General features: G+C 61.5%; 17 protein-coding genes. 12 read left to right on the top strand and 5 right to left on the bottom strand.

What is annotated here, in order from left to right; genetic code table 11:
- Nucleotides 1-22 precede the first annotated feature (22 nt).
- The 4 genes from GT019_RS08720 to GT019_RS08705 all read right to left on the bottom strand — a co-directional run bounded on the left by GT019_RS08720 (nt 23) and on the right by GT019_RS08705 (nt 3,031).
- Nucleotides 23-1,219: a magnesium transporter CorA family protein gene (locus GT019_RS08720; RefSeq protein ID WP_161742719.1), complete on the bottom strand. Its 1,197-nt coding sequence runs from the start codon at nt 1,217-1,219 to the stop codon at nt 23-25.
- Nucleotides 1,220-1,407: 188 nt separating this feature from the next.
- Complete coding sequence (locus GT019_RS08715) at nt 1,408-2,181, bottom strand: sigma-70 family RNA polymerase sigma factor (protein ID WP_161742813.1); 774 nt, start codon at nt 2,179-2,181, stop codon at nt 1,408-1,410.
- Nucleotides 2,181-2,657 (bottom strand): anti-sigma B factor RsbW, encoded by a 477-nt coding sequence (rsbW, locus tag GT019_RS08710; RefSeq protein ID WP_161742718.1) that lies wholly within the window; start codon nt 2,655-2,657, stop codon nt 2,181-2,183. Before rsbW ends, GT019_RS08715 begins: the two co-directional genes overlap by 1 nt.
- Before the next feature lie 44 nt (nt 2,658-2,701).
- Nucleotides 2,702-3,031 (bottom strand): STAS domain-containing protein, encoded by a 330-nt coding sequence (locus GT019_RS08705; RefSeq protein ID WP_407945070.1) that lies wholly within the window; start codon nt 3,029-3,031, stop codon nt 2,702-2,704.
- A gap of 166 nt (nt 3,032-3,197) precedes the next feature.
- On the opposite strand from GT019_RS08705, the gene GT019_RS08700 reads away from it, so the two are divergent.
- The 12 genes from GT019_RS08700 to GT019_RS08645 all read left to right on the top strand — a co-directional run bounded on the left by GT019_RS08700 (nt 3,198) and on the right by GT019_RS08645 (nt 17,405).
- Nucleotides 3,198-3,731 (top strand): general stress protein, encoded by a 534-nt coding sequence (locus GT019_RS08700; protein ID WP_161742716.1) that lies wholly within the window; start codon nt 3,198-3,200, stop codon nt 3,729-3,731.
- A 182-nt stretch (nt 3,732-3,913) separates the two neighbouring features.
- Nucleotides 3,914-4,972, top strand: a complete 1,059-nt coding sequence (locus GT019_RS08695) for a LacI family DNA-binding transcriptional regulator (RefSeq protein WP_328803929.1) — start codon at nt 3,914-3,916, stop codon at nt 4,970-4,972.
- Nucleotides 4,973-5,286: 314 nt separating this feature from the next.
- Complete coding sequence (locus tag GT019_RS31560; protein WP_235947268.1) at nt 5,287-8,355, top strand: beta-galactosidase; 3,069 nt, start codon at nt 5,287-5,289, stop codon at nt 8,353-8,355.
- Nucleotides 8,356-8,470: 115 nt separating this feature from the next.
- Nucleotides 8,471-9,340 carry an ABC transporter permease gene (locus GT019_RS08685; RefSeq protein WP_235947432.1) on the top strand — a complete coding sequence of 290 codons (870 nt, stop codon included), beginning with the start codon at nt 8,471-8,473 and terminating at the stop codon, nt 9,338-9,340.
- Nucleotides 9,341-9,351: 11 nt separating this feature from the next.
- The gene (locus GT019_RS08680) at nt 9,352-10,263 is read left to right on the top strand and encodes a carbohydrate ABC transporter permease (RefSeq protein WP_161742715.1); all 912 of its coding nucleotides are present in this window, start codon (nt 9,352-9,354) and stop codon (nt 10,261-10,263) included.
- A gap of 132 nt (nt 10,264-10,395) precedes the next feature.
- The gene (locus tag GT019_RS08675; protein ID WP_161742714.1) at nt 10,396-12,030 is read left to right on the top strand and encodes an ABC transporter substrate-binding protein; all 1,635 of its coding nucleotides are present in this window, start codon (nt 10,396-10,398) and stop codon (nt 12,028-12,030) included.
- A gap of 147 nt (nt 12,031-12,177) precedes the next feature.
- Nucleotides 12,178-12,702 carry a sigma-70 family RNA polymerase sigma factor gene (locus tag GT019_RS08670; RefSeq protein ID WP_161742713.1) on the top strand — a complete coding sequence of 175 codons (525 nt, stop codon included), beginning with the start codon at nt 12,178-12,180 and terminating at the stop codon, nt 12,700-12,702.
- A complete protein-coding gene (locus tag GT019_RS08665; RefSeq protein ID WP_161742712.1) occupies nt 12,699-13,886 on the top strand; it encodes a hypothetical protein in 1,188 nt (395 codons plus the stop codon). The genes GT019_RS08670 and GT019_RS08665 overlap by 4 nt, the downstream gene beginning before the upstream one ends.
- A complete protein-coding gene (locus GT019_RS08660; protein ID WP_161742711.1) occupies nt 13,883-14,866 on the top strand; it encodes an ABC transporter ATP-binding protein in 984 nt (327 codons plus the stop codon). Before GT019_RS08665 ends, GT019_RS08660 begins: the two co-directional genes overlap by 4 nt.
- Complete coding sequence (locus GT019_RS08655) at nt 14,863-15,714, top strand: ABC transporter permease (RefSeq protein WP_161742710.1); 852 nt, start codon at nt 14,863-14,865, stop codon at nt 15,712-15,714. The genes GT019_RS08660 and GT019_RS08655 overlap by 4 nt, the downstream gene beginning before the upstream one ends.
- A 31-nt stretch (nt 15,715-15,745) precedes the next feature.
- On the top strand, nt 15,746-16,672 hold the full coding sequence (locus GT019_RS08650; protein ID WP_161742709.1) for an ABC transporter ATP-binding protein: 927 nt from the start codon (nt 15,746-15,748) through the stop codon (nt 16,670-16,672).
- On the top strand, nt 16,665-17,405 hold the full coding sequence (locus tag GT019_RS08645) for an ABC transporter permease (RefSeq protein ID WP_161742708.1): 741 nt from the start codon (nt 16,665-16,667) through the stop codon (nt 17,403-17,405). The genes GT019_RS08650 and GT019_RS08645 overlap by 8 nt, the downstream gene beginning before the upstream one ends.
- Before the next feature lie 170 nt (nt 17,406-17,575).
- On the opposite strand, the gene GT019_RS08640 is transcribed toward GT019_RS08645, so the two are convergent.
- Nucleotides 17,576-18,442, bottom strand: a complete 867-nt coding sequence (locus GT019_RS08640) for an AraC family transcriptional regulator (RefSeq protein ID WP_161742707.1) — start codon at nt 18,440-18,442, stop codon at nt 17,576-17,578.
- Between the last annotated feature and the right edge of the window lie 148 nt (nt 18,443-18,590).

Genomic DNA, 18,590 nt, shown 5'->3' with positions numbered 1-18,590 from the left:
CTTCGTCCGTGCCGCCGCCCGGTCAGCGGCTGGAGCGCGAGGGCAGCGGCGCCGGCGAATCGTCTTCGGGCGCGGCGGGCTTCGGCGCGACCGAGACCGTCGTCTGTATGCGCCCAGACCGGTTGCGGGGCGGCAGCATCGCGTCCCGCTCTCCGGAATCGGTCCGGTCCGCCTCGGAGCCGTCCGTTCGCGACGCGCTGACGATGTCGCCGTCGGAACGGCCGTTCAGCAAATCGCCCGTCCAGCCTTTATGCCACAACCACCAATAGATCAGCAGCGTAATGACGACGATGAGGGAGCTGACGGTAATGAAGCCCCAGCGCTCGCCCGCCCAGGGGATCTGCTCGAAATTCATGCCCCACACGGCGCCGATCACCGTGGCCGGCATGAACAAGGCGGTGAAGATCGTGAGCGTCTTCATGATATCGTTGCCCCGGAAGTTCGAGATGGCGTCGTCCATCATCAGCAGCGTGTCGATTTCCATCGCGTAGTGGCTGAGGAGGTTTTGCACGCGGTCGAGCCGCAGCTCCATCCGCTTGAACTCCTCCAGATTCGACAGCTCGTCCATGAACGCTTCCTTGGCCGCGCCCTGGATCTCCTTGATCGGGATGAAGAGATGGCTCCAATGCAGCAGCTCGTAGCGGCGCTCGAAGATGACGTTCATGAGTCCCGTCTTGTTGTGGCGGCTCATCTTCCGCTCCAGATCGCCGAGCCGGGTCTCGAATCGGTCGAGGCCGGTATGAAAGGTTTCCAGTATGCTGCCGAGCATGACGAACAGCGCTTCCGGCGCCGTTTGGCAGCGCTGCAGTTTATCGTGCCACGGATCGAGCTGAAGCCGGAGCGAGAAACGCATGTCGCTCTGGTACGTTACCAGCTTGTCGCGGGTGACCCGAAAATGCAGGGGCTGGATGTCGTTCTCGTCGTCCGATACTTGAAACATCAGCGTCCCTTGCAGGATGGATTGGCCGCCGGGGAGCTCGGATACCGATATTTGGTTATGCTCGCAGCCCTCCACTTCCTGGAGCCAAGCGGCGATATCCGGGTGGGCCTGCTTGATGTCAAGCTCGGCTCCGGCCTGTCCGCCGGCGGACTCGTGCCGCGCCGCCGCGGCATTCCTGGCGTCTTTCCTGCTGCGCGTGAGACCGGAGACGTCCGGTCGTTTGGCATGCAGCATGTGCCATTCCCATTGCGAGGGAAATTGCAGCAACCGATGCATCATGGTTAGGAGGCCTCCTGCTTGTCCGTACGTGCTCGCAAAACGTTAGTACCATCATAACGCGAATTCGCCGGGGAGCACAACTCGGCGCCGGCAATTTGTTCCAAATCTCCGGTTGTTCGCGCAGGTCCGACCGATAGGAAAGAAGCACGCCCGGCGCCGGTTAGACCGGGTCAGCGTGCTTCCGAGGTTTATAACTCTTCTTCCTGCTCGCTCAGCAGCACCTTCAACTTGTCGATGGCGCGCCGCTGAATGCGAGAGATGCTCATTTGGGAGATGCCGAGCTGGTCGGCGATATGCCGCTGCGGCAGCCCTTCGGCATACGCGAGCATCAGCACCTGCTGCTCCTGTGGCTTGAGCTGCGACATGGCCGCCTGCAGATCGAGCCGCCGATCGACGTCGTCGAATTCGTCGCCGGGCGAACCCAGCAAATCCCCCAGGGAGGTCGCGTTGTCCTCCTCGGAGATCGGCGTATCGAGCGACACGTAATGATACAGGTCGCGGCCCGCGAGAATCTCCGTCGTCTCCTCGACGGAAAGCTCCATCTGCGCGGCGATCTCCTCGACCTTCGGCGAGCGCTCGAGCTTGACCGTCAACTCGTCGATGGCCTGCTGCACGGCGATGCCTTTTTCCTTGATCCGGCGCGGGACCTGGACGTACCAGGACTTGTCGCGCAAATAATTTTTCATATGCCCGATGATGCTCTTCATGGCGTAGGGCTCGAACTGCACGCCGAGCGAGCTGTCGAATTGGCTGAACAGCCGAAGGAGCGCGATCTGGCCTACTTGCATGAGATCTTCGTACAAATCGGGACGGTTGCGTGATATCTTACCGGCAGCCATTCGAACCATGGGCTCATAATGCGTAATCAGCTGTTCCGCGATCTCATTGGAGGGACTGTCCTGATAAACGATAATGAGGTCGGCGCCGGTAATCGGTGGTTGCTTGGCCGGCTGCGCACCCATCACATCTCACCGCTCTTGACCAAGCGCTTGGTCAAGACCACTTCCGTTCCCATGTCGCTGTTCACTTCGACGTCGTCCATCAACGCCTGCATCAGATAAAGTCCCAGTCCCCCGGCTTGCAATTCCTCGATCGATTTGCCGTTGACCGGCTTGGCGCGGCGCGCCGCCGCGACCGCATCGAAGCTGCGTCCGTCATCCTTGACGACGATGGACAGCGCGTCGTCCTTCTTGACGAAGCGCACTTCGATCCGCGGCGAAGGCGTCGGCGCTTGAGCGGCCTCGCCGGCGCTCAGATCGCCGTAAGCGTACAATACCGCATTGTTGCAGGCCTCCGATACGGCCACCTTCATGTCTTCGATCTCCTCGTACGAGAAGCCCATCTTGACTGCCAACCCGTAAAGGGTCAGCCGCACCAAATCAATATATTCCGCAGACGCAGGCACCTGCAGCGTAATTACATCTTCCGTTAGGTTCATCGTTTATCTCTTTCCTTTCTGCTGTTTCGCCGCCGACCGGCAAATTAGGCTTGTTTCAGAAGAAACGGCGTAATGCCCGTCATGTCGAACAGCTTGCGGATATGAGGCGGCACGGCTTCCACGGCAAACGGCGCTTCCTTGGCATGGCGCGCTTTGAGCACGGATACCAATATGCCGATGCCGGTGCTGTCCACGTAGCGCAATTCCCGCAGATTCAAGATCAGCTCGCGATCGCTCAATTCGATCAGCGGAGACATGACCGCCCTCATCTGCACGGCGGATTCCAAGTCCAGCTCTCCCCCGATATACACGATGCATTTTCCGGGTTGGTTCTCTGTACGTACGATCAGTTTATCGTTTTGCTTCATCGTCACGACGCTCCTGTACACTTAATGACATCTTGTTATGGGATCAATTACCCCTGCGCCCGGATCATGAAACAAGTAAACCCCGGCTAGAAATATGTTCTAGTTTGCCCGATTGAATCCTGCATAAACAGGGTATACCAACCTTACCTGACCAAATTAGGAGGCGTAAACGATGGGCTACAAAATAGGGATTTTCGAATCGCAGAACGAGGCGATCCAGGCCATTCAAGCGTTGGAGCATGCCGGCTTCACCAATAAGGAGCTGACGGTGATCGCGAGAGACCGGGAGCATTCGCGCCGGATCGAGTCGGAGACGAACGTGCACGCGGACGAGCTGCAGGACCTGGCGGACACGCGCTCCGCGACGGATCAGCACGGGCTGGGGGATCCGCGCGTCGTGGCCCCGATCGCGGCTTCGCCGGGGATGCCCATGGCGGGCACCTTCGCGGGCGGCTTCGCTTATCCCGGCACGTCGTTCGTGACCGCCGCCGCGTTCCTTGACGACGACAACAGCATGGGCAGCGCGCTGTCCGATCTCGGCGTGCCGAGCGGCGACATCGACGCCTGCCGCGAGGCCATCGCGCGCGGCGCGATCGTCATCGCGGCCGACACCGGCAGCGAGCAGACGAACGGCGGCCCGGATTTGACCCTGGGGGGAACGGCGGAAGCGGCGCTGCGGGGCAGCAACGCGACGCGGATTTTGTAGGTTTTTGCGGAACGGACGGGGATAGGCCGGCATCGGCCGTGTCGATTAGGGGCGAGACGCTCCCGGCACGGCCTTTTGTCATATGTAAAGGAAGCGTTGCCAATGGTGAAAACTCTCTGCTATGCTAAGGAAAACTGTCCGTTCCTGGCAGATTTTCCAAATCGGTCCTAGAGGGTGAAACCATGATGAAGCCGGTAACGGTATACGACATCGCCAAAGAAGCCAACGTTTCCGTCGCAACGGTTTCACGCGTGCTGAACAACACCGCCCCCGTCAAAGCGTCAACCCGCGAACGCATCCAAGGCTTGATCAACAAGTACCAGTTTCAACCGAACGCCCTCGCGCGCAGCCTGATCAAGAAAGCGACGGGCATGATCGGGATCATCCTGCCCGACATCACGAACCCGTTCTTCCCCGAGGTGCTCGCCGGGCTGGAGCAGGAGGCGCGCAAGCGGGGCTATACGTACTTCCTCTGCGACACCGGCTCCTCCAATCAGGACATCAAGGACCAGTACAAGCGCGAATCGCAGTACCTGAACATCCTGATCGAGAAGCAGGTGGACGGGATCATCATGATCGGCGGACGGATCGACCTGCATAAATGCAGCAAGGAGATGGCCAACGAAGTGGCCGAGGTCAACAAACGCGTGCCGCTCGTGTTCATCAACGGCAATTTGCCGGGCGCCCGGTATCACCGGGTCGTCGTCGACGAGACGGCCGGCGCGATGCGCGTGACGGAGCATCTGATCGGGCTCGGGCACCGCGACATCGCGTTCATCGGCGGCTATCCGCAGATGTCGAACACGGTGCGGCGGCTGGAGGGCTTCCGCATGGCGATGGAACGGGCGGAGCTGCCCGTGCGCGAGGATTGGATCAACCACGGCGGCTTCTCCGTCCAGCGCGGCAAGGAGCTGATGGACCGGCTGCTGGGGATGGAAGGCAAGCCTCCGACGGCCGTCGTCTGCGCGAACGACCTCGTCGGCATCGGCGCGATCAAAGCCGCGGTCAAGGCCGGCTTGCAGGTTCCGCGGGACCTGTCCATCACGGGCGTCGACGACGTGCCGATGGCGGCGAACGTCATTCCGGAGCTGACGACGCTGTCGCTGAAATGCCGGGAATTGGGCAGGACGGCCGCCAACGTGCTGCATCTGTTAATTTCCAAATCCGAGCCGGTCGAGCTGCTGACGACGCTTCAGCCGGAGCTCGTCATTCGCGAAAGCACGTCGCCGCCGGCTGGATAGGGGCAGAAAATTTTTGTAAAACACCCGCTTGACAGCGCTATCATTTTCCAGTTAAACTTCAAATCAAGGCAGCCCTGACAAAGGGTTTCATTTTTGGAAACTTATGAAATGGGTTTCACTCTGCCGCCTCCATAACCGCATAGCTCAGCATGCCGCAAGCTGCTGTACCTCGTGAAATACACGCCGTCAACGGAATTGAGAAGTTCGCGCATCTCGCCTAATCCCGCCATGCAGTCGTGTATTTTATTTTTCCTGCTTATGAAACGGGTTTCATAAATTCGTCTTCAAGCTTACGTTCAGGGAGGATGTCCGGCATGAACATGGAAACGAAACACGGTCCGACGCTGCAGCTAAACGCTTCATCCCTTCGCATCGGCGGTCGCGCCGAAATCATTCTCTGCGCGTCGCTCTTCTACTTCCGCATCCCCCGCGCGCTGTGGCGCGAACGGTTGGATCAAGTCAAAGCCTTCGGCTACAACGCCATCGACGTCTATTTTCCTTGGAATCATCACGAACTCGAAGAGGGCCGCTGGGATTTCGCCGGCGAACGCGACGCGGAAGCCTTCCTGCAGCTGGCGGCGGAAGCCGGCCTGTGGGTCGTCGCTCGGCCCGGCCCCTACATCTGCTCCGAATGGGACGGCGGCGGACTCCCCGCGTACTTGTTCGCCAAGCCGGACATGATCATTCGCAGCGCCGACCCGCGCTACATGGAAGCCGTGGAGAAATGGTACTCGCGGATCCTTCCGCTCCTTGCGCGCTACGAGCTGAACCGCGGCGGCACCGTCATCTGCGTGCAGCTCGAGAACGAGCTCGACTTCTATGATTGCCCCGATCCCGCGGCGTACGTCGCCGGACTGCGCGACATGGCGCACGGCTCGGGCATCGGCGTGCCGCTCATCGCGTGCGCCGGGCAAGGCGGCCTCTACGAAGCGTCCGGCTTCGCCGAAGGCGTCGTGCCGACCTGCAATTTCTACCCGAACGACCGCGATCCCGCCTTCGAGCACAAAGTCGCCGCTTACGAAGCGCGATTGGCGGCATCGAATCTCCCGCTGCTCGTGACGGAGACGAACCGCTCGCATTTCCTGCTCCGGCGGCTGCTCTCCTGCGGGGCGAAGCTTCTCGGGCCTTACCTGCAAGCATCCGGCACGAATTTCGGCTTTACGAACGGCACGAACAACTGGGGCGACCCGCTCGCGTTCATGACGTCGGATTACGACTTCCGCGGCATGATCTCGCCGGAAGGCCACGTACGACAAGAAGCCTACGAAGGACGGCTGCTGCGCCGGGTGATCCGGGCATACGGCGACGCGCTCGCGGAAGCCGCGACGGCCCCGGCGTCGGGGATCGCGCGGCTCGCCCGCGGCCCCGAGGCGGAGGCACCGGCAACGGACATCGCGCGGCTCGCCCCCGGCCCCGAGGCGGAGGCACCGGTAACGGCTCCGGCATCGACCGGGCTTGACAGCAGGGTCGAGGCGGACGCTCCGGTAACGGAAGGGCTCGCTCAAAGCGCCGAGCCGACGGCGCCGACCGCGGAGAGCTCCGGTCTCGCTCGCAGCGATTCCGGCCCGAAGGAAGGCGGCTCGCACTTGGAACGGCAGCTGCGGCTGGCCGGCGGCGGGCATCTGCTCTTCCTCGCGAACGTAGGCGACGAAGCGGAATCCGTAAGCTTGATATTGGCGCAGGGCGGCGGCGAGACGGTCGTCCCGCAAACGTCGCGTCTGCGGAGCATTCCGGGGCGGTGCGCGATCCTGCCGGTCGCCGTGCCGCTCGGGCTCTGGGGCGTAGGGGGGACGCTGCGCTACGCCACCGCCGAGCTGTCGGACGTCCGCCGTTCGGAAGGACGGACCGCGATGGTCTTCCACGCCGCCGAGCGGGAAGGCGAGATCGCGCTGGCGCTGGCGCCGGGGGCGGCGGTCGGCGAGGCCGCGAACATGTCGGCGCAAGCTACGGAGGACGGCTTCGTGTTCGTCTTCCGGGCGGAGGCGGGACAAATCGCCTCCTGCCGGATCGCGCTCGCGGACGGCCAGCGGCTGGAGCTGTTCGGACTGGCGCGCGAGGATGCGCTGCTGCTCGGGAGCATCGGCGAGGACGGCAGCCTGGCGTTCGAAGCGCCGCTCGCTTACGACGCGGAGCCGCGCGAGCTGAACGTGAGCTGGACATCGGCCGTGCTGGATCCGACGCGGCCGATGTCCGCGGAGCCGGCGCTGCCGGCGGCGGAAGCGACGTTCCTGGAGCGGAACGGCATTTACCGCGGCTTTGCCTGGTACGAAGCGAACGTTGGCGCGCCTGCCGGCATTCCCGTCCATGGCCTGCTCGTGCGGCAAGGCAGCGACGTGGTCTCGCTGTACGCGGACTCCGCCTACATCGGCACGTGCACGCCGGGCGGCGGCAGCCGCTATATGCCGGCCGAAGGCATCGGCGGCAGCCGGCGGCTTGCGGCCAGGGCGGAGATTTGGGGACATACCAATTTCGACGATCCGCGGCTGCCCGGCCTCCGCTTGAACAGCATGAAGGGCTTGACGGGCTTGACGGCCGTGACGGGCAAGCAGCGGCTGACCTCGAACTGGCGCGTGCGCAGGGTGCATGCCCGCGCGATTCAGCCGGAGCTGCTCGGACCGGACTGCGATGACGCCGCTTGGCCGGTCGTCGGCTTCGGCGGCTGGCTGTCCCCGGATCATCCGGCGTTCGAATATTACCGCCGTCGCTTCGCAGCCAGCCGGACGGCCGATTCGTTCACGCTTCATTTTCAGGGGATTCAGGCGCTCGCCGAAGTATACGTGAACGGCCGGTCCGCCGGCGCAGTCCATCCGTTCGATCCGTACGTCGATATTACCGCGCATGTGCGTCCCGGTGAAGAGACGCTGGTCACCGTCTTCCTGGAACGGGTGCTCGGCTTGCCGGCCGGGGAAGTGACGCTCTACGAGGGCAATGTCTCGCGGGACTGGCGGCTGTCTGCCTGCGACGAAGCCGGGCTGCTGGAGCACGCGCAACGCCGCAAGGCCGGAGCGGCCGCGGCGGAGCTGCCGATCAGCCTGGCAGCGGGCGGCGTCGCATGGCTCTACGGCGCGCTGCCGGACGAAGCCCGCGGCATGGCCGGCGGCTGGCGGGTGCAGGCGGCAGGCGCCGGCATGAAGCTGACCGTTCTCTTGGGCGGCACCGTCGTCGGCCGGCTGTGGACGGATGGCGGAGCGAATGCGTCGCGGCCGGTCTTGAGCGGGGGCGATCCGCGTTCGTTCTACCTGCCGGGTCCTTGGCTGCGCGAAGCCGCGCGCGATCTGGCGATCCTGCTGGAAGCGGTGGAAGCCGGCGCGATCTCGCGGCTGGACCGGCTGATCTTCGCGCCGGCCGGCGAGCCGGCGAAGCAAAATTCGGGAGAGGGGTAATGCGATGAAAACGATGACGCAGCCAAGGGCGGGGGCGAGGGCGAGAGCGAGAACCCGCCCGCGTGCGGAAGGCGCCCGGTGGAAGCGGCTCTGGACGAACAGGACGCTGCTCCTGATGTGCGCGCCGGCCGTGCTGTTTTTCGCGATATTCGCTTATTTGCCGATGCCGGGGCTGTACCTGGCCTTCATTAAATACAACTACACCGACGGGATCTTCAAGAGCCCGTTCGTCGCCTTCGAGAACTTCCGCTTCCTGGTCATGACGGGGGACCTCTGGCGGCTGACCTTCAACACCATCGCGTACAACCTGGCCTTTATCGTGCTCGGCAATTTCCTCCAGATCTTCGTCGCCATCCTGCTGAACGAGCTGCGCAAGAAATGGTTCAAGAAAGTATCCCAGACGATCATGTTCCTGCCCTTCTTCATCTCCTTCGTCATCGTCGGGCTCATCGCCTACAACATCCTGAGCTACGATTACGGCCTGTTGAACGGCATCCTGAAATCGCTCGGCGCGGATCCCGTCAAAACCTACTCCAATCCGCATGTGTGGCCGGTCATCATCGTCGTGACGTTTCTGTGGCAATCGACGGGCTACGGCTCCATCGTCTACTTCGCCGCGATCATGGGGCTCGATTCCGAGGTCGTCGAGGCGTCCGAGATCGACGGGGCGAACGCGCTGCAGCGCATCCGGTACATCGTGCTGCCGTGGCTGAAGCCGACCTTCATCATCCTGCTGCTCTTCTCGCTCGGAGGCGTGCTCCGGGGCAATTTCGGCCTCATCTATAACCTCGTCGGCGCGAACAACACGTCGCTCTATTCGACGACGGACATTATCGAGACGTACGTCTTCCGCTCGCTCATGAACAATTTCAATTTTTCCATGGGCAGCGCGGTCAGCCTGTATCAATCCGTATTCGGATTCATCGTCGTCATCACGGCAAACTGGCTGGTGAAGAAGGCGTCGCCGGATAACACACTGTTCTAGGAGGGAGTCCCATGCAAGCCGAAGCCGTACGCAAACGCATCCGAAGCGATGCGACGTCCTTGTTCGTCAGAGGTTTTGGATACGCTTTCATTGGCCTGTTCGCGCTCTGCTGCCTCATCCCGTTCCTGCTGGTGCTCGGCACGTCCTTCACCAACGAGGGGACGATCGCGACGAACGGGTTCAATATCTGGCCGCGCGTGTTCTCGACGTTCGCGTACAAGATCGTCTTCGAGAATCCCGGTCTGATCGTCGGCGCGTACGTCGTGACGATCTGCATCACGATCGTCGGCACCGCGGCCGGTCTGTTCCTCGTCGCGATGACGGGTTACGCGCTGCAGCGGCCCGATTTTCAGCAGCGCAACGCGATCTCGTTCTTCATCTACTTCACGACGCTCTTCTCCGGCGGCCTCGTGCCGTTCTACCTGCTGATCAAGCAATACCTTCACCTCGGCGACAGCTACTTGGCGGTCCTGCTGCCCGGTCTCATGAGCCCGTTCCTCATCATCATGATGAAGAGCTTCACCAAATCGATCCCGCATGCCATCACGGAATCCGCCAAAATCGACGGCGCCGGCGATTTCACGATCTTTCTGCGGCTCATCCTGCCAATGGCCACGCCGGCGCTCGCGACCATCGGCCTGTTCATCGCGCTCGGCTATTGGAACGAATGGTACAACGCGATGCTGTTTCTCTCGCCGGACATGAAATACCGGCCCTTGCAGCTGTTCCTCTACAACGTCATCACGAGCGCCGATTTCATCCGCAATTCCTCGGCGGCGTCCAACGTGCCCCTGCGCGACATGCCGCTGGAATCCATGAAGATGGCCACCGCCGTCGTCGCGACGGGGCCGGTCATCCTGTTCTATCCCTTCGTGCAGCGCTACTTCATCCAAGGGATCACCGTCGGCGCGGTCAAGGGTTAACGCGCAAGCTTCGGACAAATGGCCGCAGAGACGCCGCGCGCGGCTCTGTTCCATAGCCGTCCGCGACCGGGCTACCCGTTCGCGGACGGCGCAAGACCAACGCGATATCAATTCATGGGGAGGCCAGAAAGAATGAGACACGCGAAAAAGGTTGCGGGATTCGTATTCATGCTCATCCTTGTCATCAGCTTGGCGGCTTGCGGCGGCAACAACGGCGGCAACAACGCCGGAGGCAACGCCAACGCGGCGGACGGAGCCGACAACGGCGGAAGTTCCTCGGACGGCGGCAAGGAGACCGGCAACGACGGCGCCGCGGAAGGCGGCATCGACACGAGCAAGTTCGAGACGATCACCTACGTCGTGCTCGGCGACAAGCCGAAGAACGGCCAGCTGGAGAAGGTGATGGAGAAGGTCAACGCCATCCTGAAGCAGAAAATCAACGCGGAGCTGCAGTTTAAATGGGTGGAGTGGGCGGACTGGCAGACCAAGTACAACCTGCTGCTCGCGTCCGGCGAACCGCTCGACCTGATCACGATCGGCACCGACTGGCTGGATACGTGGGGCAACGCGCAGCGCGGGGCGTTCCTGCCGCTCAACGGCCTGCTGGAGAAATACGCGCCGCTGACGTACTCGGAGATTCCGCAGGAGGACTGGGATCAGAGCAAATTCAAGGACGACATCGTCCTGATTCCGGAAGACCATTATACGCAATGGGTCAACCACGGCATCTACTATCGCGGCGATTGGGCGAAGGAATTCGGCATCACGCAGCCGATCGCCGATTTCGAGACGCTCGGCAAGTATTTCCAAGGCGTCAAGGACAACAAGAAGGGCATCGTGCCCTGGGACACGAACGGCACCAACGGCACGCTCTACGCGGGCTTCGAGGCGGCGTACACGGATAATATCGATCTGCCGATCGGCACCGGCTACGCGGGCGTCTTCACCGGCAAGTCCTACGACGAGCGCTATACCGTCGACAGCCCGATCTTCAACGACAAGTTCATCGACTTCGCGGCGATGATGAAGGACTGGGCGGACAAAGGCTACTGGCGCGAAGACGTGCTCAACTACAAGGGCGACACGCGCACGGAGCTGAAAGCCGGCCAAACCGGCGCGGATGCGCATCATACGCAGACGTTCAAAGGACTCCGCGTCGAGATGGATAAACAGCAGCCGGGCTCCGAGCTGCAAATGTTCGCCTATTCCGACACCCGAGGCAACCTGATCTCCATGCCGATCACGCACGGCGGCACGTCGATCGGCGCCCACAGCAAACACCCGGAGCGCGCCCTGATGGCCTACGAGCTCATCCGCCAGGACAAAGAGCTGTACCAGCTCATCAACTACGGCCTCGAAGGCGTGCAGTACGAGATCAAGGACGGCGTGCGCACGCGTCCCGCCGGCTACGACGATGCCAAGGACGCGTTCTATACCGACTTCTGGGGCGGCCGCGTCGACAAGTTCGAGATTCCGTCGGATACCGACTGGAGCGGCATCGGCGACGTCTACAAGAAGTACGACGCGATCAAGAAGCCGTTCCCGTACGGCAAATTCGTTTTCGACAAAACGAACGTCGACGCGGAAATGACGTCGATCTCCCAGGTGGTCGGCGAGCAGATGCCGGCGATCCTGTACGGCAAAGCCGGCGACCCGGCGAAAGCGGTCCAGGCGCTGCGGGATAAACTGAAGGCGGCGGGCTACGACAAAGTCAAAGACGAGATCCAGAAACAGCTGGACGCGTTCAAGCAATCGGAGCAAGGCTAAGCGGCGGCGACGCCGCATCGGCCCGGCAGGTGGAAACCTGCCGGGCCTTTTTGCGCGGCGCGTCGGCGCGCCAGTATTTTCTTTTTTGAGGTATGCTATATTTCAACGACATGCATCGTCTTAATTCATGAAGGAGGCGATAATCCTATGCCGCAAGAGGAAGGGCCGGCCGGATTTCAGGCGGTATTCCGCGAGCATTACCCGATCGTGCTGCGCAAAATCACCCTGCTGGTCGGGGACCGCGCCGCCGCCGAGGATTTGACGCAGGACGTGTTTTTGCGGCTGTACCGCAATCCGCCGGAAGACCTTGAACGGGTCGGCGCTTGGCTGCACCGGGTACTTACGCGCATCGTATACGATCATTACCGGAAATCGGGACGCGAATCGAGTCTGGCGGAGAAGCAGCTCTCGCAAGCGATGTCCGAGGAGCAGGCGCATCCCGCCAACGATGCGGCCGTCATACAGAACTGGGAGCGGGAGGTCGTGCGGGGCGTGCTGAGCAAGCTGTCGGAGCGCGACCGCATCGCTTTATTAATGAAGGAACAGGGATACAGCCATGCCGAGATCGCCGAAGCGCTGCAGGTGAATCCCAAGATCGTCGGGACGCTCCTGACGCGGGCGACGAACCGTTTCAAGAAAAACATGCCGACGGAGGAGGTTATGGACTCATGAAGGATCAACGATCGGAGAGAGGCGCGCACGATCTGGACGTAACGGACGAACAGGTCGAAGAAGCGCTGAGCCGTTTGTTTCGCGCCGTCCGGAACGAGCCGGTGCCGGAAGCCTGGCGGGAACGGCCGGACCAGGGGTCGACGGCTGAAATTGAAAGCAGCAAGTCGGATGCACAGTATAGCGCGAATGAAGAGGAGAGTGCGACGATGTCGAAGAAGCAAGGTTTGAATGCGATGCCCGATGCCCGATTGCCGCTCGCGATGGACGCGGACGGTCAGCTGGCGGATCAAGCCGTGCGAGTGCCGGCGCGGAAGCGGAACCGGACCAAGCGAAGATGGGCGACGGCGACGGCCGCGGCGGCAATCGCGGGCGTGATGCTGTTCACGTCCTGGGGCCAGGATGTCATGGCGAGCATGCTGAGCACGTTCCGGGTCCAGCATTTCGAGACGATATCGTTCACCGAGTCGGACATGAACGGCTTCCGCCAGGCGCTCGAGAACGGCACGCTCGGCACGCGCCAGATGGATCTGAGGCTGTACGGCGAGATCGAACAAACCGGCGGCGGCACGCAGCGCAAGATCGATGCGGAGGAAGCCGAGAAGCTGGCCGGTCGTCCGCTGAAGGCGCTGCCGGGCGCGGATTCGAAGACGATCGACTACATGCCGGAGCAATCGATCACGTTCAAGCTGCACCCGAAAGAAATCAACAAGCTGATCGCGCTCCTCGGCGGGAAGGAACAATTCCCGGCGTCCATCGACGGCGCGCCGATCAAGCTGGTCATGCCGGGCAGCTTTACCATGGACGTCCCGGATTCGGAAGGCTTCGGCTCGAAGCAGTTGATGCAGCTGCCGTCGCCCGCGATCGACGTGCCGGACGACGTCGACATCGAGCAGATTCGCCGAGCCGTGCTCGGACTGCCGATCCTGCCCGACGATCTGCGCGCCAAACTGTCCGCGATCGGCGATTGGCGCCACACGCTGCCCGTTCCGACGATGGACGGCGCCGGCAAGGACGTCCGGACGGTCAGCATCGACGGCAATGACGCGATCCTATCGACCACGTCCTGGGACCGCTCGGTCATCTGGCTGCAGAACGACTGGATGTATATGCTGACCGGCTCGCTCAAAGACTATCCGACCGATAACGACATTATGAAGGAAGCCAAAGGATTGATGGGAACATGATGCTTCAGACACGAGGACTGACGAAGACCTATGCATCCGGCACCGGCTGCATGGATATTTCCTTGGAAATAAAAGAGGGCCAAGTCTTTGGCCTGCTCGGTCCGAACGGGGCCGGCAAGAGCACGTTCGTCAAAATGGTCATCGGCCTGTTGACCCCCGATGCCGGCAACGGAATGCTGCTCGGCAAGCCGATCGGCCATCCGGACTCGCGGAGGAAGCTGGGGTATTTGCCCGAGCTCTTCCGTTTTCAGGAATGGCTGACGGGAGAAGAGGTGCTCCGTTACCATGCCGGACTCAGCGGCCTGAAGCTGAGCGAGACACGCTCCTCGCGCATGGCCTCGCGCATCAAGGAGGTATTGCGGGTCACCGGCTTGAACGACCGCGGCGCGGATCGCGTGCGGAATTACTCCAAGGGCATGCAGCAGCGGCTCGGCATCGCCTGCGCGCTGCTCATGGATCCCGAGCTGATCATACTGGATGAGCCTTCGTCCGCGCTCGACCCTGTCGGTCGCTACGAGGTGCGGCAGCTGCTGGAACGGCTGCGCGACGAAGGCAAGACGGTGTTTCTGAACACGCATCTGCTGGAAGACGTCGAAGCCGTATGCGACGAGGTCGCGTTTCTTCACTTGGGGAAGCTTCGCGCCGTCGGCTCCATGCGCGAGCTGCTGCATGCCGGCACGAGCTGGGATATCACGGTCGGCGGCTGGCAGCCGGAGCTGGCGGAATCGGTCGGCCGCAGCCTGCTGCCCGGCATGTCGCTGGCGGCGGGCATCCAGGAACCTGACGGGAGCGCGGTGCTCCGCATAACGGCGCAAAACCGCGAACAGATCGGGTACTTGAATCGGCTGCTGATGGAGGAAGGCATTACGCTCTACGAGGTGAAGCCGGTCCAGGGCAGGCTCGAGGAATGGTTCTTGTCCATGTCGAGCGCAGCCGCACCGTCCGGCGCCGGCAGCGTGGAAGGCGGGTTGCGCGCATGATGTGGATCGCATTCGCGGGAAAAGAGCTGTTTCGCAAAAAAATCGTGCTGGTCGCTTCCGTGCTGACCCTCCTGTTCGTCGCCTTGTTCAATTTCGGGCTGTACAAGGTTACGCATCGCGGTCACAGCATTGTCCAGCTGCCCTTCGAGAACATTCTCGAAGGCATGACGATGCTGATGCTCGGCCTATTGTTCGCGGGAATGATCGTGGCCTTCCTGGTTCTCTTCGCGACGATGGGGACGATCTCGGGCGAGGTCGAGAACGGGTTGATGCTAGCGGTGTTGGCGCGGCCCATCCCGCGGTGGAAGCTGTACCTCGGCAAATATTTCGGCACGGGGTTCTGGATTTTCCTCTACAGCACGGTGCTGTTTCTGATGATTTATTTGCCGGTGCATGAAATGGCGAACATGCCGATGCAGACGGCGAGTCTGGTGAAGACCTGGCTGCTGTTCTGTTGGGGGCCGCTGCTGCTGCTCGCCGTATCGCTGCTCGGCTCCGCGTATTTGCCCATGCTCGGCAACGGCGTCGCCTGCGCGATGCTTTACGGACTAGGGCTGTTCAGCAGCTTCGCGGAATCGATCATTAATGCGAAGGGCGGCAACGAAACGCTGAGCAGCATTTCGCTCGGGGTATCGATGGTGATGCCGTCGAACTCGCTGTTCTCCAGGATGACGTACGAGACGATCCAGGGCATCGACCTGCCGCTGCTGCCGGATATCATGAGCTCGCTCGGACCGTTCTCGCCGTCGAACGTGCCGAGTCCGGCGTTCATCGGCTACACGGTTATCTACTTGATCGCGCTGCTCGCATTGGGCTGCAGGGCGTTCAAGAACAAAGACATCGCATAAACGAATACGGGAGAGGGAGCGTTAGGCGAATATGGCACAACCGGTATTGCAAGTGCAAGGCTTATGCAAGCATTACAAGGGCGTCAAGGCGGTCGACGGCGTCGACATGCAGCTGAACCAAGGCGATATCTACGGTTTCCTGGGGCAGAACGGCGCCGGCAAGACGACGACGATCCGGATGATGATGGGACTAATCCGGCCGTCCTCGGGCACGGTCAAGCTGTTCGGTGAGTCCGTCGGCGAAGGCAGCAACGCGGTGCTGCGCAAAGTCGGCTCGGTGATCGAATACCCCGGCTTTTATCCCAACCTGACGGCGATCGAGAATCTGAATCTGCATCGCCGTCTCATGTGCATCCAGGACAAGAATGCGATGGAGGAGGCGCTCCATACGACCGGATTGTGGGATGCGCGGAACCGCAAGGCTTCCAACTTCTCGCTCGGCATGAAGCAGCGGCTCGGCATCGCGCGGGCGATCCTGCACGGACCGGAGTTGCTCATTCTCGACGAGCCGACGAACGGACTCGATCCCATGGGGATCAAGGAGATTCGGCTGCTCATTCAAGATCTGGCGCAGAAGCGGAAGATCACGATCCTCGTCTCCAGCCATATCCTGAGCGAGGTGGAGCAGCTGGCGACGAAGGTGGGCATCATCCACCGCGGGGTCATGCTCGAGGAGTCGACGATGACGGCGCTGAAGCACAAGAATCGCCAGTACATCGGCCTCCAGGTCGATGATTTCTCCAAGTCGCAGGATCTGCTGCGGGATGAGCTCGGCATTCGGGATGTCCGGATGGAGGACGACGGCTGGCTCCGCGTCTATGACGACGGCCAGCAGCCCGGCGAGATGAACCGGCTGCTCGTCCGCGAGGGCATCGAGGTCAGCAGCCTGGTCGCGATGAAGGATTCGCTGGAAGATTACTTCGTACGCTTAGTGGAAGGAGGCGGCGCGCGTGGTTGATTTGATTGCCTGCGAATGGATGAAGTGGAAGCGGTCGCGGATGCTGTGGCTGATGCTGCTCGGAGCGGTGCTGCCGGCGCTGCTCGTGTTTCTGGTCGAGTTGAACGGCGCGAGCGACAGCAAGTCGTTGGATTGGGTCAATTATTTCGAGACCAACCTGCAAATCATGGCAATGTTGATGTGTCCGGCCTTATTCTCGCTCTTGATCGGTTATTTGTTCGCGCGCGAGTTCCAAGAGCGAACGGTCAACAACATGCTGACGGGTCCGCACTCGCGGCTCCGCGTGCTGACGGCCAAATTCATCATCGCGTTCCCGGTGCTGCTGGCGGTGATGCTGCTGACCTTCCTGCTTATGCTCGGGACGGGCTTCTTCTTCCACGGCGCCGGCGATACGCTGACGATGTCGATCTTGGGGAAGGAAGCCGGCAAATACGCCCTGCTGCTGATGCTGCAATACGCGCTCACGCCGATCTCGGCGGCGGTCGCGCTGCTCTGGCGGAGCTATATCCCGGCCATGGGACTCGGCATCTTCGCCGTTATCTCGGAGCTGACGATCATGCAGTCCAAGTACATCATGTATTATCCGTGGAGCGCGACGCTGAATCTGGCGACGAATATGTCGCCGGGACATAACTCCGCGTCCATCGGGTATTCGACGATGGCGCTCGCTTTCGTCGTGCCGCTCGTCTTCATCGCCTTCTATTTCCGCCGGGCGGACGTGCACAGCGGGTAGCGGTTTAGGGAGTCGCCGTCGAGGCGGCGATAGGAGCGGCCGGGGTTTCGGACCCCGGCCGCTTTTTGGCATGGCGGCTTTGTTGCCGATTAGACGTGGGAAGGCCGTGAACCTGCATCTCAGCATGTCTTCTCGGTCAGCCGCCTTAGGCAGCCTAATTAGCCATACTTTCAGCCTTCCGACCGGAAGGACTGCGGCGATTTGCCCGTATACTGGCGGAACAGACGCGAGAAATAATGAACGGAGCTGATATGGTATTTTTCGGCGATCTGCAGGATGCTGAGATTCGAGGACCGCAGGTCGTCCTTGGCCCGGTTGACGAGAAACTGGTTCATGTAACGGATCGGCGTCGCGCCTGTCGTCCGTTTGAACAGCTCGAAGAAGTAGCCGCGGCTTAAACCGAGCAGCTCCGCGTAGTCTTCCGGCTGCACGCGGCGGCCGTTCAGCAGATCCTCCTCGATCTGCGCGAGCAGCTTCGTGATTCGGGGGTCCGGGATCTGATGCTCCTGCAGCGAGACGTTCAGGAAATGCTCGATGAATTGGAGAAAATGAGCCTGCGCCGCCATGCTGCGGATAAACGTCCGTTCGGTCGTATGCGCGTTCGAGGTGTAGCAGCGTTGGAGCAGCTCGACCCAGCTGCGGAGCGAGGCGCCGACATCCGCGATCTCCGGAATCGGGTAAGGAAACGCTGCTCCGAGCAGTTCCCGTTGCAGCAGGGCCGCATCGTACGCGATGGGACCGGCAACGTCGGGGAAGGCCGCGGAGCGGTCGACGAACTGCCAGTCGAAGTAGCAGCATACATGCGTCATGGGGGCATCGCTGCTCGATATCCAATCATGGCTTTGGCCGGCTTCGATGTAGACCATCATGCCGGGGCGCGCGTCATGCGCGCGTCCCCGCAAGCGGAGAACGCCGCTTCCTTCCGTCACGAAGTAGATCGAGGCGGAATAACAGTGCCGGGACAGGCTGGTCTGCCCCGGCGAGAACGCGTATCTCGTCGCGTAGTAGACATAGGGATGGAATGAGGCGAAATTCATGGCAAGTCCAGCCCTTCCTTGGCTTGAATGAGCATAGCGGGTTATGCAGCCCATAAACGGACCTGACGATCGTGCAACTAGCTGACTGTGTGCTAAATACAAAAGCTGTCCGCTCGCTTACATTAACTATAGCACATCTATTCGCCAA

It is taken from the genome of Paenibacillus glycinis (assembly GCF_009909185.1).
Classification (GTDB): domain Bacteria; phylum Bacillota; class Bacilli; order Paenibacillales; family Paenibacillaceae; genus Paenibacillus_Z; species Paenibacillus_Z glycinis.
The sequence above is the reverse complement of the archived record's forward strand: the minus strand, read 5'-3'. Positions and strand labels throughout refer to the sequence as shown.